Annotated in this window: 13 protein-coding genes; 4 read left to right on the top strand and 9 right to left on the bottom strand. The window is 61.8% G+C overall.

The genetic code is table 11. From position 1 onward, the window contains the following. Positions 1 to 593 precede the first annotated feature (593 nt). The 4 genes from C483_RS08175 to C483_RS08160 all read right to left on the bottom strand — a co-directional run bounded on the left by C483_RS08175 (position 594) and on the right by C483_RS08160 (position 5496). Positions 594 to 2045, bottom strand: coding sequence for an amidase (locus C483_RS08175; RefSeq protein WP_049912505.1), 1452 nt, complete (start codon positions 2043 to 2045; stop codon positions 594 to 596). A gap of 256 nt (positions 2046 to 2301) precedes the next feature. Then, on the bottom strand, positions 2302 to 2937 hold the full coding sequence (locus C483_RS08170) for a helix-turn-helix domain-containing protein (RefSeq protein WP_006652883.1): 636 nt from the start codon (positions 2935 to 2937) through the stop codon (positions 2302 to 2304). Positions 2938 to 3160: 223 nt separating this feature from the next. Beyond that, positions 3161 to 4009: a DUF6997 domain-containing protein gene (locus C483_RS08165; protein ID WP_006652882.1), complete on the bottom strand. Its 849-nt coding sequence runs from the start codon at positions 4007 to 4009 to the stop codon at positions 3161 to 3163. Between the two features lie 95 nt (positions 4010 to 4104). Next, positions 4105 to 5496, bottom strand: coding sequence for an ATP-binding protein (locus C483_RS08160; protein ID WP_006652881.1), 1392 nt, complete (start codon positions 5494 to 5496; stop codon positions 4105 to 4107). Positions 5497 to 5853: 357 nt separating this feature from the next. Here C483_RS08160 and C483_RS08155 point away from each other — a divergent pair, with 357 nt between their 5' ends. Further along, positions 5854 to 6207: a hypothetical protein gene (locus tag C483_RS08155; RefSeq protein ID WP_006652880.1), complete on the top strand. Its 354-nt coding sequence runs from the start codon at positions 5854 to 5856 to the stop codon at positions 6205 to 6207. Between the two features lie 56 nt (positions 6208 to 6263). Here the strand turns inward: C483_RS08155 and C483_RS08150 are convergent, their stop codons facing one another. Beyond that, positions 6264 to 7862 (bottom strand): N-acyl-D-amino-acid deacylase family protein, encoded by a 1599-nt coding sequence (locus tag C483_RS08150; RefSeq protein WP_006652879.1) that lies wholly within the window; start codon positions 7860 to 7862, stop codon positions 6264 to 6266. Between the two features lie 201 nt (positions 7863 to 8063). Here C483_RS08150 and C483_RS08145 point away from each other — a divergent pair, with 201 nt between their 5' ends. Then, the gene (locus tag C483_RS08145; RefSeq protein WP_006652878.1) at positions 8064 to 8384 is read left to right on the top strand and encodes a MarR family transcriptional regulator; all 321 of its coding nucleotides are present in this window, start codon (positions 8064 to 8066) and stop codon (positions 8382 to 8384) included. Then, on the top strand, positions 8381 to 8716 hold the full coding sequence (locus C483_RS08140; RefSeq protein ID WP_006652877.1) for a hypothetical protein: 336 nt from the start codon (positions 8381 to 8383) through the stop codon (positions 8714 to 8716). Before C483_RS08145 ends, C483_RS08140 begins: the two co-directional genes overlap by 4 nt. 82 nt (positions 8717 to 8798) lie before the next feature. Here the strand turns inward: C483_RS08140 and C483_RS08135 are convergent, their stop codons facing one another. The 4 genes from C483_RS08135 to lysA are packed head-to-tail and all read right to left on the bottom strand — an operon-like array spanning position 8799 to position 13490. Then, complete coding sequence (locus tag C483_RS08135) at positions 8799 to 10001, bottom strand: serine hydrolase domain-containing protein (protein WP_006652876.1); 1203 nt, start codon at positions 9999 to 10001, stop codon at positions 8799 to 8801. Further along, a complete protein-coding gene (locus C483_RS08130; protein WP_006652875.1) occupies positions 9998 to 11080 on the bottom strand; it encodes a dipeptide epimerase in 1083 nt (360 codons plus the stop codon). The genes C483_RS08135 and C483_RS08130 overlap by 4 nt, the downstream gene beginning before the upstream one ends. Further along, entirely contained in the window at positions 11077 to 12198 is a 1122-nt protein-coding gene (locus tag C483_RS08125; RefSeq protein WP_006652874.1) for a C40 family peptidase, read from the bottom strand. Before C483_RS08125 ends, C483_RS08130 begins: the two co-directional genes overlap by 4 nt. After that, on the bottom strand, positions 12198 to 13490 hold the full coding sequence (gene lysA / locus C483_RS08120) for a diaminopimelate decarboxylase (RefSeq protein ID WP_006652873.1): 1293 nt from the start codon (positions 13488 to 13490) through the stop codon (positions 12198 to 12200). Before lysA ends, C483_RS08125 begins: the two co-directional genes overlap by 1 nt. A 157-nt stretch (positions 13491 to 13647) precedes the next feature. On the opposite strand from lysA, the gene C483_RS08115 reads away from it, so the two are divergent. Next, positions 13648 to 14355 carry a helix-turn-helix domain-containing protein gene (locus tag C483_RS08115; RefSeq protein ID WP_006652872.1) on the top strand — a complete coding sequence of 236 codons (708 nt, stop codon included), beginning with the start codon at positions 13648 to 13650 and terminating at the stop codon, positions 14353 to 14355. Positions 14356 to 14401 lie beyond the last annotated feature (46 nt).

The following is a 14401-nucleotide window of genomic DNA, read 5'->3' as shown; positions in this document are numbered from 1 at the left end:
GATAATTGCTTTCCTCGATTGCTTCACCAACCGTAGAGAACTGTTCATTGACTCCGCTGAGTTCACCCGTCACTTCGAAATACGCTGCTTCCGCCTCCCAAATAGGAGGGATATACGCTTGGTACGGTGGGTATGATGTCTCGTTCACATCTTGCCCGTGTTGGTTCGACTCTAGCCGTATCGTTTCAGCTACTGGTTCTGACTCGGCAGCACGAATGGTCACTGTTACATCTACACGTCCCTCATGCAGGTTCAGTACTGACACATATACTAATCCCACATCTTCGGAAGTGAGGGACGAGGTACACCCAGCAGTACTTGATACAAGTCCAGCAGCGGCCGTTCCGAGGAACTTTCTCCGACTAAAATTCATCCAGTTATATATTATATTCAACCCAAACAACAATAATGTTGTGAGTATGTCCGAACGGCTACCAGTAATCCAACCACGGACACCCCCACCACACAGAGCCGCAACCGACCCACCTCCCAGAGAAACACCCACTGCAGAAACGGACTCGAGTGAGTACCCCCACCCCAACACACCCCGCCGTCACAGCGTGGGACTCTCGTATGAAAAACGCACCCGCCGATCACCAGGAAGGATAGGTGTCCTGCCACGGCTGGCGGCGCTCTATCGCCGCGCTGGCCGACAGGATCGTCTCCTCGTCGAACCGGGAAGCGATCAGCTGGGCACCGATCGGCAGTCCGTTCTCGGAGAGTCCGGCTGGCACCGAGGCGGCAGGGTGACCACTGAGGTTCAACGGCCACGTGAGGACCCAGTCCAGATACGGATCGATGGGAGTCCCGTCTATCGACGACGGACCAACCTGTCCAGCCTCGAACGGCGGACACGCGAGTGTCGGCGTGAGAAGGAGACCGTACTCGTCCAGCACGTCCTGGATCGCGTCGTACACCTGGGTGCGAACCACATCAGCCTGTTTGAACGCGACAGCGCTGTGGTCGGAGCCGTTCTCGAGGAGGTCGACCAACGTCGGGGTGACCAACTCGCGATGCTCACCGAGGAGATCGATCTCCTCGTTCTGTTTGAGGGTCTCGGCGATCGACGCCAGTGTGGATTCGAAGAGCAGCGTTTCGGCGTCCCGCATGTCCTCGAACGAAACGGGGAACTCGGGGTCGACGCGCTCGACTGTTGCCCCGCCCTCGCGAAGCGTCTCGGCCACCTCGTCCACCTGCGCCTCGACCGCGGGTTCGACCTCAAAGAGACCGAAATCGGGACTGTACGCGACAGAGAGCGACTCGATCGGCTGGCGCGTGGCCGAGAGATACGCACTCCCATCGGGTGGCATACTGACCGGATCGCGCGAATGAACACCAGCGATGATCTCGAGCAGCAGTGCTGTATCCGCGACCGTTCGCGTGAGCCCGCCGAGAGCCATGAACGGTGCACTCCCTTCGAGCGCGTCCGGCCTCGAGGCCTCGGGAACGATTCCCGCCGTCGGTTTGAGACCGTACACACCACAGGCGCTCGCAGGAATTCGTATCGAACCTGCGGCGTCGGAACCGAGAGCGATTGGAACGATACCAGCCGCGACGGCAGCGGCACTCCCGCCGGAGGACCCGCCGGCAGTCTTGCTGGGGTCGAAGGGGTTGGTGGTCGTGCCGTGCAGCGGATTCGAGGTGTCGGCAGCGTGGCCGAACTCGGGACTGTTCGTCGACCCGACGACGATCGCGCCCTCGTCCAGCAACCGCTGGACGATCACCGACGTCTCGTCGGCGACGGACTCTGCAAAGACGGCCGAACCGTACGTACAGGGCATCCCCTCGATTGTGGAATCCAGGTCTTTCAGCGCAATTGGGACGCCGTGAAGACGGCCGAGCGGCTCGCCGGATTGAACCGCTTGCGTCGCCGCTTTCGCTTCCGCACGGGCGTCCGCCTCACGAACGTGGACGAACGCGTTGATCGATTCGGTTGTCCGCTCGATTCGTTCGTACACCGCATCGACGGCGTCCGTTGGCGTAAGGTCGCCGCGTTCGATATCCATCGCGAGACGTCGTGCGGAGAGAGTGGATGGGATCGTCATTGGGTATGGCTCTGGAGAGTTGCTTGGGAGTCGCGTTCACGATGTACCTGAAAATGGCTCGTAGCGCCGGCTCTGAAGCGAATCACGGCCTGATTTCGACAAGTCTCGACCGTGCTGTCCGAATAGCGTCGCAGTCGTGTCATGGGTGAGATAGTCACTCATAGACACACCGCGATTGAAGCGGTACCCGTTTACCAGGTCAATGTATTATAAGGAGCCGACTACTCGCTGCAAAGAGTCAAAAAGTGCAAAGAGTTCACAAACTTCGAACGAGATTCTGTTGGCCGCGTCTGAGACGTGTCGAGACTGCCTGCGTCGAGATCGCTAACTCGTCTGCGACCTCGTCCATCGTCACCTGCCGCGGAATATCGAAGTACCCGAGCTCGAGTGCACACACGAGCGCCTCACGCTGGGTGTCGGTTACACCCGATGCGCCGTCACCCATTGCCCCGTCCGCTTCGGAGAGCGTCTGCAAGCGAAACGGGATCCCTCGCTCTTTGCAACCCGCTCGATATCGTCTCAGGCTCTCTCGTGAAGGGAATCGTACTCGCATGTCGAACCCGTCTCGTGTTGCCGTCGCGTCCAGCACGACTCCATTATTCTCGAACAGGAGTGGATAGGGCAGGCCGTCTTTCAGGTCTGCGATGTGAACGATGGCGTAGAGACGCCGGTCGCCGGTTTGAGCGAGACAGTCGTACTCACGAACCAGATCGTGGTCGCCGAGCGCGTCGTCGAATGCATCGAAATCGTCTCCCCACGCCCAGATGAGAATCTTCCCTCGGTCACCAGAGTCGGGATAGAGCGCCGTATTTCTGACTTCCATTTCCGGGACCGCCTCCAGAACCGTGGGCAGTATCGGGGTCCGTATCGTGTATTCCGCAATGATGTTCATGACACCGTTTCTTCGATGTCCTGCGTTAAAGCTGACTACTCTCATCGTTTCGAATCGAAAGAAAAGCGGAGAGCTACACACGACTGTGGACAGTCTCAAGACCGAACCTAGCAAAATCGACGATAATAGTGTGCTTTCGCATAACTGAGTTTCGACGCTGTACACGGTTTTCAGTCACGAACCCAGGTGACAAAGCCAGATTGTAAGCCAGATTGTGGCCCAACTAGGCGCCAGGCACGTCGAGTTCGACCACGCTCGAACGAACGACCTCGAGTTCGTCCACACCAGGAACCCGCATTCGAGGATCGGGAAACGAACACTCGGCAACGTCGAACGTGATAGTGTCGTCCGTCTGCCGACAACGCAGATAGACGGGTACAATCTCGATGTCGGATGGAACACTATCCGCAACGGCAAGGATTGGATAGACCAGCTTGTGCGTGGCGAGCGTTGCTCGTGGCCCGGTTTTCGCTTCGACCACGAACAGCGTCGGCTCGCCGTCCCGGCGCTCGACGAAGAGCGTGTCAGTTTCGACCTGCCCGCTTCGGTGTGTGACGGTGGCATCGATGTCACTGTGCGGACGGCAGTCGAAGGTAAACGTCGACCGGCCGGTAGCGGGCGGTGCGAGTGCCCCCGTCGTGTCGAGATCGAGTGCGTGCGAGAGCGCACCGGATGCGAGCCCAAGGTTGACGAGAGACGTTTCAGAGAGCGACGGGAGCACGCTGAAGTTCAGGAGCTGTGCCTGCTCGACGGTACTCGGCACCGGACCAGGTTCCAGATCATCAAAGAGGTCCGCATCCTGAAGGAAGAAATCAGTCACCCCGTTCGGGCCGTCGACGAGCAAGAAAGCCGTGCCGGTCCCGTTCGGTGCGGACCCCGTCCGAAGCACCATGACGCCCGCCTCGCGTAACCCCGGTGCGAGATTTGCGAGCGAGTCGACCGAAATGTATCGCGCCGTCCGGGTGGCGTCGAGGTCATGCGTCGTGACGTAGTCGCGAAACGACCGTGGACCGAGCACCCGCTGCTCCGAAGCTGCGAGCTCGTCCAACGCAGGCTCGAACACTGCCGGCATTGCTCGAACCGGCGAACCGAGTCTACTTCGTCGTACTGATCTTGATCCGGGCAGTCAGAGCCGACTGACAGAACGCCTTCGAAGGCGGCTACCGATCAAACCGTCCCGAACAACTGGTCGAGATCATCGAGATCGAACAGAGACCAGTCCTCGTCGAGTTCGTCAGCCAACCCATCGACGAAGCCGCTTTTCGAGAAGAGGGCGAACTGTTCGGTCCGATCGTCGGGCCCCCAGCGGACGCTCTCGGCCTTCGTACGAAGATCGTCGACAAGGCCGTGACCGACTGGATCGCTGGTCCATTTGCACTCTGCGAGGAGAAGCCGGTCAGCTTCGGGTGCGAGGCCGACGATGTCGACCTCGTCTTCACCGTACCACCATCGGCCGACAGCCGAGTACGGATTGAACTCGCCGCGCCTGATCAGCTCCCAGACGGCCTCCGTACAGACGTCTTCGAACGTCGTTGCGACGTGTCTGGGTAGGTCAGGTTCGATCGTGCCATCGAACACGAGCGACGGTGCTTCCTCGATACTGGAGCGATTCGGTTCGACGAAACGGAACCAGAAGCGGAGGAACTCGTCCGCGACGCGATACCGGGATCGCTTGGATTTCTGTTTCGATGCCGTGACCGGAACCGTTCGCTTGAGGAGCCGGAGTTGCCGAAGCGTCTGGAGGTACTTCGAGAGCGGCCCCGAGTCGATGCCAGTAGCTCCCGAAATCTCGTTCGGGGTCGTGTGACCCAGTGCGACCGCCTCGAGGATGCTCAGGTACCGGGCAGGATTCCGCAGCTCGGTCCGGAGCAAGAACTCCGGTTCGTTGTACAGGACTGCGGTCGGAGAGAGAACGTGTGTCTGAATGTTTTCGGCTAGTGACTGCTCGTAGTCGAAGAGCGTGAGATACAGTGGCGTGCCACCAGTGACCGAATACGAACGAATTGCGTCCCCGATATCGTACGAGATGACCTCACAGGCTTGCTGGAAGGAAAACGGCTGGAGATCGATCTGGCCGGTTCGACGCCCGTACAGCGGACTCTCGTGTCCGAGCACCTCGGACTCCATTACACTCACACTCGAGCCGCACAACACGAGCATCGAGTCGGTATGCTGGAGTTGCTCGTCGACGAACGCCTGGATGTAAGACGGAAGCGACTCGTTTTCCTCGATTAGATACGGGAACTCGTCGATAACGACGACTCTCTCTTCTGATTTGAGTTTCTCGCCGAGATACTCGAACGCGTCGTCCCACCCGTCGATTCGTGGGACACGTTCGTCAAATCCGTCGGCGATCTGCTCGACGAACTTCTCACGCTGGCGGCTTTCGGCCTCCTGGGCGGCCAGATAGTAGAGATGCGGCCGGCCAGCACAGAACTCCTTGAGCAGCGCTGTCTTGCCAACACGCCGGCGTCCGTATACGACGTAGAAGGCATTATCAGGCGATCCGTATGCCGTTTCCAGTGCAGTGAGTTCGTCCTCCCGGTCGTAGAAGGTCATACGCTGCCTAATGATTATCCCGATAATGACTTGGACGTTTCGGTGCGATTCCTCCCTCAAAACCGGATTGATAGACTAACTTCAGCAACACAGTATCTAGAGGGATGGGAAAGAGAGTAGGTGTCCAATGAACCGGTTGAATAATCGTGGTAACTGGTCTATCCCTTACCTGCAGTCAGTGTCCAGTGTCGCGACAGCCCGTAACTGGTTCGTGACCCACCTCTGACCAATCCCGAGGAACTCAGTCTGTCTCAGCTGTAGGCCCCAGGAACGGGGACGGTAGTGGATACGATGTTTGGCTGAAACACTACTAGCAGTGCCCCCAAGCTTTTGCGCCATCTTCCAGAACTACTCGGTATGACTGGTGGGCTCGAACCGACAGAGGAGTACGACGGATCGATTACGGTCCGACTGCTGGACGATGCAACCGGAACGAAAGCACATAGCTGTCGCTCCTACGAGGACGCAATTGCAGTCGTCAAAGCAAACCAGTCCGACGTGACGGTCGCAAAAATCGAAGACCGAGACGGAAACGTCGTCTTCACGTCCGCTGAAATGGATATCGACGACTGGGAAAGCGTCTGGCGACAGGAAAAGCGTCGCCAGTCTGTCCACGTCGAGGCGTACGACTGCCCCTACGACAGCGTCTCCTGTTTTGCTGACGACCTGTGCGTACAGTGCAAAATCGACAGGGTACAAGACCAATACTGACGACCGCTCTGCCGCGATACCTGCCCACCGCTAGACGTCAAAAAACGACGAAGCGTTCACCGAAGCGCGACTCCGGGGCGCGCATCCGTATGCTCGCCATCCTGCACGACGAACTCACCGTTGACGAGTACGTGCGGAATCCCGTCCGGATAGACGGCCGGGTCGACGAACGACCCACCCTGGCTCACCGTATCGGGGTCGAACACCGTAATATCCGCCCACATCCCCTGTTTCAGAACGCCGCGGTCTTCGAGTCCGAGCCTGGCTGCGGGCTGGCCGGTCATCTTGTAGACGGCCGTCTCGAGTGAGATGACTGACTCCTCGCGAACGTAGTGGCCGAGCACCCGCGGGAACGTGCCGTAACTTCGCGGGTGTGGAACGCCTTTGCCGAGCGGCCCTGCCGGGCGCAACGAGTTGCCGTCGCTGCCGATCATCGTGAGGTCGTGGGCCATGACCTCCTCGACGTCCTGTTCGCTCATGCTGAAGTGGATGTGTCGAGGGCGACAGCGGTCCTCGATCAGCAAGTCGACGACAATCTGAGCGGGCGTTCGGGATTCGTCTACTCGCTCGGCGAGCTCGCCGACGGTCTTCCCCTGGACGTGTTCGAGTTCCGCCGTCCGGACGTTCGTGATGAGAATATCGTCCCAGGAATCGGTGTTCGACTCGAGTGCCCGCCGAATCTCGGCCTGCGTTTCGTCGTCGGTCAACCGCTCGAGTGTCGCCTCGGTGCCGCCTTCGCGAGCCCAGGTCGGCAGGCGGGCGACCAGACTGGTCGAGGACGCGGTGTAGGGGTACTGTTCGCACTGGATTTCGACGCCGTCCTCGCGGGCGCGTTCCATCCGCCGGAGGGTGTACCGGACCTTCCCCCAGTTGTCGCGACCGACGGCCTTGTGGTGGGAGACTTGCACCGGGACGCCAGCGCGGTCGCCGATCTCGATGGCTTCCTCGAGTGCTGCGAAAATATCGTCGCCCTCGCTTCGCATGTGGGTGGTGTACAGTTTGTCGTGCTCGGCGACGACGCCGGCCAGTTCGACGAGTTCCTCGGTCTCGGCGAACGCGCCGGGGGTGTAGATGAGGCCCGTCGAGAGGCCAACAGCGCCGTCCGAAAGCGCCTCGTCGAGGAGGGCCTTCATCTCCTCGAGTTCGTCGGCCGTCGGCTCGCGGTCCTCGTAGCCGAGCACGGGAATTCGGACGTTTTCGTGGCCGACCAGTGAGCCGACGTTGAGCGAGACGCCGCCAGCCTCGGGGTCGTCGAGGTGGTCGAGGTACTCGGCCATCGTCTCCCACTGGCTCGTGTCGACGACGTCGCCGACGCCGCGATAGGCGAACCCCTCGTCGACGTCCTCCGCAGCGAGTCCGTGCCGTGGGGCTGCGCTCGTCCCGCAGTTGCCGACGATTTCGAGGGTGACGCCCTGACGGACCTTGCTGTGGGCCGCTCGGTTCGCGGGGAGCGTGTAATCGGAGTGCGTATGGATGTCGATGAACCCTGGGGCGACGACGTGGCCGTCTGCGTCGAGTTCGGTTGCGCCGGTGCCAGAAACAGTGCCAATCGCAGCGATTCGGCCGTCCCGAACGGCAACATCACCGTTGAACCACGGAGACCCAGTACCATCGACGAGTCGGCCGTTCCGAATGACTGTGTCAAAATCTGCCATGGGCGACGGATCCCCGGCCGGGAGCTAAAACCCCCACCCTTGGTAGCTAGGCTGGGGCGGTCGGCGTGTGGGCCGTTCGAAAGAGAGGCAACAAACAGAGAGCAGGCCCTGTTGGGTTTCCGTGGATCAAAATTGTAATAGTGATAGAGTGAAATATTCCCGTCCCACAGGCTTATTGCACTATATTGCGTTCTATTACGCATGCCAATCAGTATCGACCGGTTCGACGAAGAACCCGTGAGCGCACTTGATCTCCAGGAGGGGACGCACCCGTATCGGCTGCTGCAATTCCTCGCGACCCACAGCGATCAGGCGTTCACACAGACCGAACTTCACGAAGCGACCAACATCAAGCGCGGGAGCGTCGGGGCTGCACTGTCCCGTCTTGAGGAACGGGGCCTCGTTCGTCACCGCGGCCGATACTGGGCTATCGCCGAAGATGACCGGCTCGCCTCCTACGCTGCACAGACAAACGCTAGCTCCAGTTCGACGACGGACGACTACTACGGCGACGAGGAATGACAGCTGTCTACGAGCGCGGTGCGGTCGTCAAAGGCCCCGATCTTCTCGCAGATCATGACTACCGGCCGTACGTCTGTCTGACTGATCGCACACACTCGTTCCGCGACGAGGAAGCACTCTACGCGGCGGCCACGACGACGAAACGGCCGGTTGCGATCCCGCTCACTGACGATGACTTCGCCTCGGGCGGACTACCACGGGAGAGCTACGTGAATCCGTGGACAGTCGTCACGATTCGGAATGTCGACATGGAGCGCAAAGAGGGACAACTCGTCGAGTCGACGACGGAAACGATCGCTACCGAAGCCGCGGGGTATCTCGGTGTCCGGTGAATACGCTATAGGCGATCTACCCGTTTCAGTGCCCGTACGAACCGTTGAACCCGATTCAGCATGGTGGTAACGGATCTGGACGTTACCGCCCAAACAGCGACGCAGCCACGATCGCGTGGTAGCGCTGTCGGAACCGGTACAGTTGCACCTGCTCGTAGACGGCGTTCGTGAGGAGACAGGCGAAGCGTCCCCGGTCGAAATCGATCCACAGCGAGGTGCCCGTAAAGCCGGTGTGACCGATCGTTCGCTCGGACCACTGCGGTGCCGGAATGCGGTCCGTCCCGACGCGCCAGCCGTAGCCCTGCGATGCGGTCTCCGTTCCACTCCGCCGAACCGGGAGGCAGTCGATGGTCGCAGGCGAGAGGAATCGAGTCGACGCTACCGACGCCGAATCAGAATCCGAATCGGCGAGCAGCGTCCGCGCAAACTGCGCGACATCACGAGCCGTCGCAAACAGTCCGGCATTGCCGCTCTCGCCGCCCATTGCGTTTCCAAGCGGGTCGTGAATCTCGTTACGACACTCGCCGCGGCCGTACTCGTGGTCGTACGTCGCGACGACGTTCGGTTCGAGTTCGGACTCCGAATCACCCGTCTCGTACGGCCCGAGAGACGAATCACGCATGCCGGCTGGGCCGAACACGTGCTCGTCGGCGAGCGTTGCGAGGTCGGTTCCGGTCACATGACGAAGAGCAGCCGCGAGGTAGACGTAGTTCAGACAGCTGTAGACGAAGCCGTCGCCGAGCCGACGGTCGAACAGCTGTCGGTCGGCGAGGCCCGCCAGCACGTCGTCGACACCGTCCCACTCAGGCGAGAAGGCGTACGGCTGTAGGCCGGACGTGTGCGTCAGAAGCCGCCACAGCGGAATCTCGCCGCGCCGGTGGCGCTCGAGTGCAGGCAGGTGGTCGCCGAGTTCGTCGGTCAGCGTCACCGCGCCCCGTTCGAGGAGCCGAAACAGCACCGTCGTGGTGACGATCGGCTTCGTGAGCGACGCGCAGTCGAACGGCGTCTCGAGGTCAACTGCGCGCTCGTCGGTCGGCGACGGCTGTCCGACGGCGACCGTGATCGGGAGTTCGTCGACGCCGCCGGCGACGGCGACTGCCGCCGTGTAGTACTCGCGTTCCAGGCCCTCCTCGAGTAGCGACTGAACTCGCTCGGTGGCGATAGCGGTGGCGTCGGTGGTGTCGGTTGGCGTGGTGGAGTCGGTAGTGTCGGTGGGCGGGGCGGCGTCAGCAGCGTCATCGGAAGCAGCGTCACCGGAAGCAGCATCGCCGAAGTCAGGCGTCATCGCTCGACGGGCGACTCGGGCACGGCATCCGGATCGGGAACGATCCCGTGGCCGGGTCCGGTGAGTTCGTGCGTCGGTCCGGACGGGAGGTCGGCGAGCCCGCGCTCGAACGAGTGGTTGCCGTCGAGATCGACGTACGAGAAGTCACCCAGACCGGCAACCAGGTGGGCGCTGGCGTGGAGGCCGAGCGCACTCTCTAACATACAGCCGACCATCACGTCGAGATTCGCGCCGCGTGCGATTTCGGCGATGGCAGCACCGTCGGTCAGCCCCGACTTGCCCGCCTTGATGTTGATCACGTCGGCGGCACCTTCCGAGACGACCCGGTGTGCATCGGCGGGCGTGAAGACCGTCTCGTCGGCCGCGACCGGCGTGCGAACGGCCTCGGTGACGCGCTTGAGTCCGGTGACGTCGTCTCGGTGGACTGGCTGTTCGAGCAGCCCGACATCGAGCCCGCGGTCGACAGCCCGGTCTGCGAACTGGATCGCTTCCTTCGGCGTCCAGCCCTGATTCGCGTCGACCTTGAGGCCCGCGTCAGGTGCCGCATTTCGGACGGCCGCGACGCGCTCCAGGTCAGACGCTACATCGCTCCCGACCTTGACTTTGAACTCGTCGAAGCCCTGCTCTTTGGCCGCCTCTGTCTCTGCCGCCGCGGTTTCCGGGTCGACGATCGCGACCGTGATATCGGTCCGCACCGGCTCCGGCTTCCCACCGAAGCACTCTGCCAGCGCAATGCCCCGCTCGCGACAGTAGGCGTCGTACAGCGCCGTCTCGAGTGCAAAACGCGAGGAGACCGCCCCGGGGAGCGCCGTGTCGAGTTCCAGCGCGAGTTCGCGCCGGTCGCGAAGATCGCGGCCCTCGAGTACCGCCGCGCCAGCCGTTGCCGCAGCGATGGCACTGTCGATCGTCTCGCCCGTGATCGGCGCGAGCGGCGCGCCTTCACCCCAGCCGACGACGCCGGAGTCGGTCTCGAGTTCGACGAGGATGTTCGTCGCACGGTGTTTCGTCCCGAGCGAAATCTCGAACGAGTCGGTCAGGGGGAACTCGATCCGGTAGACGTCGACGCGATCGACGATCATCGGCTCACCTCCATCGAGTCAGCATCGGCCGGCAGGAGCCGCTTCGTGGCCGTCATCGACTCGTCGAGCGATTCGACGTACTGCTCGTCGTCGGGGTCCAAACTGTTGATCGTCACCCCATCGTCGCTGCCGTAGGCGTGGATGTAGTCGTCGCCGCCGAGGCTGATCGCGACGTGGCCGGGGAAAAAGAGCAGATCCCCGGGCTCGAGTTCGTCGCGGTCGACGGCTGTCCCGAGCGTGGACTGCTGGTCTGCGTCGCGCGGAACGAGGATGCCGATGGCCGCGTAGGCGATACGAACGAGGCCGGAGCAGTCGATTCCGTCGCTGGTCATCCCGCCCCACTCGTAGGGCGTCTCGAGGAACTGGCTCGCGACGGAGACCACATCGTCTCCGGTACCGAGTCCGGTCGTCTCGCGGACGGCATCGGCGGGGAATCGTGCTGTAGCACCGGTTCGGAAGGAGACGACGAGTTCGCCTTGGTTGGTCGCCTCGGAGACGGTCCCGCTAGACTCCGAGTCAGTTCCGCTCGATTCGATGCGACACTCGACACCCGCGGGAACGGTGTCGAGATCGACGGTGCTGTCAGGATCACGACCCTCGTCTCCGAGCACGTCAGCCGGCGCAGTTGCGACAGCAGCATCTGGTCCCCACTCGTCGATGACGCCGGGTTCGCAGAGTGCCTCCTCGACGACCCAGCCGAGGTAGCCGTCGGCGGTCCGAACGCGACGCCAGCCGTCACGGCCGTCATAGGCCGTCAGGGATTCCCCGTACAGTGCCTTCGTGACCTGCTCAGCGTCTTCCTCAGGGTTGCCCCTGACGGAGACCACGCGACGACGAGTGGTGCGCGGGACAGCCAGGGACTCGAGTACGGTCACCTCGTCGCGAACTGCGTTGGCGTCGGTGCTATCTTCAGACTGCGCGGAAACAGCCTCCTGAACAGCATCGCGAACGCCCGTTCGAATGCGCTCGGTGCTTACCGTCCCCTCAAGGACGACGGCGTCGTCGGAGACGCTCACAGCCACGTCGGCGACGGCAGCCCGCTCGTCTGGGGCGTATCGCGTCGTTGCCTGCTGGATGGCGAGCGACGCGGCCGTCTCGACTGCGGTGCCCGCAGTCATCAGTCGGCCTCCGTCGTTACGTCGTCGAGTGCCAGGTCCTCGAGCTGCTGTGCGTTGCCGATAATTTCCTCGACCGACTCCGGCTGACGGATCGTCTCGACATCGCCGTTCGAACGCAGGAGAACGATCGGCGGTTTCGGCTGGGCGTTCGTGTGCGACGCACTGCCGAGCGAGTAGGCACCGATGCGGTCGATCGCGATGGTATCGCCGCGCTCGAGTGGCGGCAACGAGACGTCCTCGGCGAGCACGTCACCCGAGTAGCAAAGTGGTCCGGCGAGATGATAGGATTCGGTCGGCTCTTCATCCGAGAGCGCGTAGATCGGGTACGGCCAGTACGACGACACCGTGTTCGTCCCGGCGTCGAGAACGGCGAACGTCGCGTACGGCGTCTCCTTGATGACGCCGACGCGGGCGAGCAACGTGCCGGCGTTGCCGACCAGTCGCCGGCCCGGTTCGAGAAAGAGCGTCGGGAGTGGAATGTCAGCCTCTGAGAGCGAGTCTTTGACATTCGTCGCAATCGTCTCGATGATCGTCTCGGGCGCTGGCACGTCGTCGTCGTACGGCACCGGAAGCCCGCCACCGAGGTCGAGGACGTCGATCTCGACGCCAAGTTCGTCGCGAATGTCGGCAGCGAACGCACACATCTCCCGGGCGGCGACGCCGTATGGCTCGGCACTCTGTATCTGGCTCCCAATGTGGAGTTGAATGCCCGCAAGGTCGATTTCCTCGGCGGCCACCGCCTTTTCGGTGACTGCCATCGCGCGACCCGAATCGATGTCCAGCCCGAACTTCGTCTCGAGTGTCGCCGTTGCGACTTCGGGGTGGGTAGGGACCTCCATCGATGGGTTACAGCGAATCAACACGCGCGGGCGAACGTCGGTTTTCCGCGCGGCTGCAACGAGTCGTTCGAGTTCGGTCGCGTTGTCGACGAGGAAGTGACCAACGCCCTGCTCCAAGGCGCGTTCGATGTCCTCGGGACGACGGTTCATCCCGGTCAACAGCAAGTCGTCAGCGTCGTAGCCGGCCGTCTGTGCCGCCGCGAGTTCGCCGCGGGCGTACACTTCGGCGTGACAGCCCTCGTCGCGGAGAATCGAGAGGATAGCAGGATTGTAGTTGGCCTTGACGGCAAAGTGAATGGTCGAGTCAGGATAATGCTCGTCGAGCGCGCTTCGAAGCGTTCGGTAGTTGTCCCGGACGTCGTCCTCGTAGAAGACGTACACCGGACTGTCGTGTGGTGCACACAGCGCTGCCTCGTGTTCGAGTAGGCGGTCTCGCCGCTGGGTGAGATCCATTGGTACCATATGGCGTACAGTCCCGTGAAAGCCCCCTCCCTCGCATGCTAGGGATGCCGACCGGTCGGCGACGATGAGCGTCCGTCGAATACACAGTTCTATATATGATGAATGTGAATGACACCCAATATCAGGATGCGAGAGTATCCGATCGTCCATGAAAAAGCGACTCGACCTCCAACTGTGGCACGAAGGGTGCTGGATGCTGGGGCTGACCCGAACGTATCCAGACGCAACGCTCGTCGTCACCGACATCTGCTCGGACGGAACAGACATTCTAGCAACAGTCGTCGTTAGCGGCGACGACCTCGATCTCGGCGCAGTCGCGGACGAGGCAGCAGCCGCCCCTGCCGTCCGCTCGACTGACCGCCTCGACGGCGGTCTCCAATCGCTCCGGATCCACACCAGATACAAGCTGGAGTCGTCCATCTACGACGCGATCATCAGTTCGTCGTTGACCCCGATCGGCGACATCCGCATCCAGGACAACGCAGAGTACTGGACGCTGCTCGTCGACGGTGGTGGGATCAGCTCCGCGATTTCGACCCTTGAGGCGGACGCGGATGTCGACATCCTCCGCGTGACTGACTACGAGCCAAACCCCTCGACCAACCACACCGTCATCGACGAGATCAGAGACGATCTCTCCGTCCGCCAGACGGAGTATCTGCTCTCGGCACTCGAGGAGGGCTACTACGGTTGGCCGCGAGACATTGCTGCGAAGGACCTCGCCGAGAAACACGATGTCTCCGGCCCGACTGCACTCGAGCACCTCCGAAAGGGAGAGTCGGTCGTTCTCGAGCGTATTCTCGGAGAGGTCAAGGATCGCGAACGGAGCGAGACGGCGCAGTTACAGTCGCCGTGAGGACCGGAACTGGTCGTTGCAATCGGTATGACAACCTCACGATCGG

Source organism: Natrialba hulunbeirensis JCM 10989 (genome assembly GCF_000337575.1).
Lineage (GTDB): Archaea > Halobacteriota > Halobacteria > Halobacteriales > Natrialbaceae > Natrialba > Natrialba hulunbeirensis.
Note: the sequence above shows the minus strand (reverse complement) of the source record. Positions and strands in the feature narration are given on the sequence as shown.

Excerpts from the sequence above, each read along its gene's own strand:
- C483_RS08175 (WP_049912505.1), bottom strand. The coding sequence starts at position 2,045 with ATGACGATCCCATCCACTCTCTCCGCACGACGTCTCGCGATGGATATC.
- C483_RS08170 (WP_006652883.1), bottom strand. The coding sequence starts at position 2,937 with ATGAACATCATTGCGGAATACACGATACGGACCCCGATACTGCCCACG.
- C483_RS08165 (WP_006652882.1), bottom strand. The coding sequence starts at position 4,009 with ATGCCGGCAGTGTTCGAGCCTGCGTTGGACGAGCTCGCAGCTTCGGAG.
- C483_RS08160 (WP_006652881.1), bottom strand. The coding sequence starts at position 5,496 with ATGACCTTCTACGACCGGGAGGACGAACTCACTGCACTGGAAACGGCA.
- C483_RS08155 (WP_006652880.1), top strand. The coding sequence starts at position 5,854 with ATGACTGGTGGGCTCGAACCGACAGAGGAGTACGACGGATCGATTACG.
- C483_RS08150 (WP_006652879.1), bottom strand. The coding sequence starts at position 7,862 with ATGGCAGATTTTGACACAGTCATTCGGAACGGCCGACTCGTCGATGGT.
- C483_RS08145 (WP_006652878.1), top strand. The coding sequence starts at position 8,064 with ATGCCAATCAGTATCGACCGGTTCGACGAAGAACCCGTGAGCGCACTT.
- C483_RS08140 (WP_006652877.1), top strand. The coding sequence starts at position 8,381 with ATGACAGCTGTCTACGAGCGCGGTGCGGTCGTCAAAGGCCCCGATCTT.
- C483_RS08135 (WP_006652876.1), bottom strand. The coding sequence starts at position 10,001 with ATGACGCCTGACTTCGGCGATGCTGCTTCCGGTGACGCTGCTTCCGAT.
- C483_RS08130 (WP_006652875.1), bottom strand. The coding sequence starts at position 11,080 with ATGATCGTCGATCGCGTCGACGTCTACCGGATCGAGTTCCCCCTGACC.
- C483_RS08125 (WP_006652874.1), bottom strand. The coding sequence starts at position 12,198 with ATGACTGCGGGCACCGCAGTCGAGACGGCCGCGTCGCTCGCCATCCAG.
- lysA (WP_006652873.1), bottom strand. The coding sequence starts at position 13,490 with ATGGATCTCACCCAGCGGCGAGACCGCCTACTCGAACACGAGGCAGCG.
- C483_RS08115 (WP_006652872.1), top strand. The coding sequence starts at position 13,648 with ATGAAAAAGCGACTCGACCTCCAACTGTGGCACGAAGGGTGCTGGATG.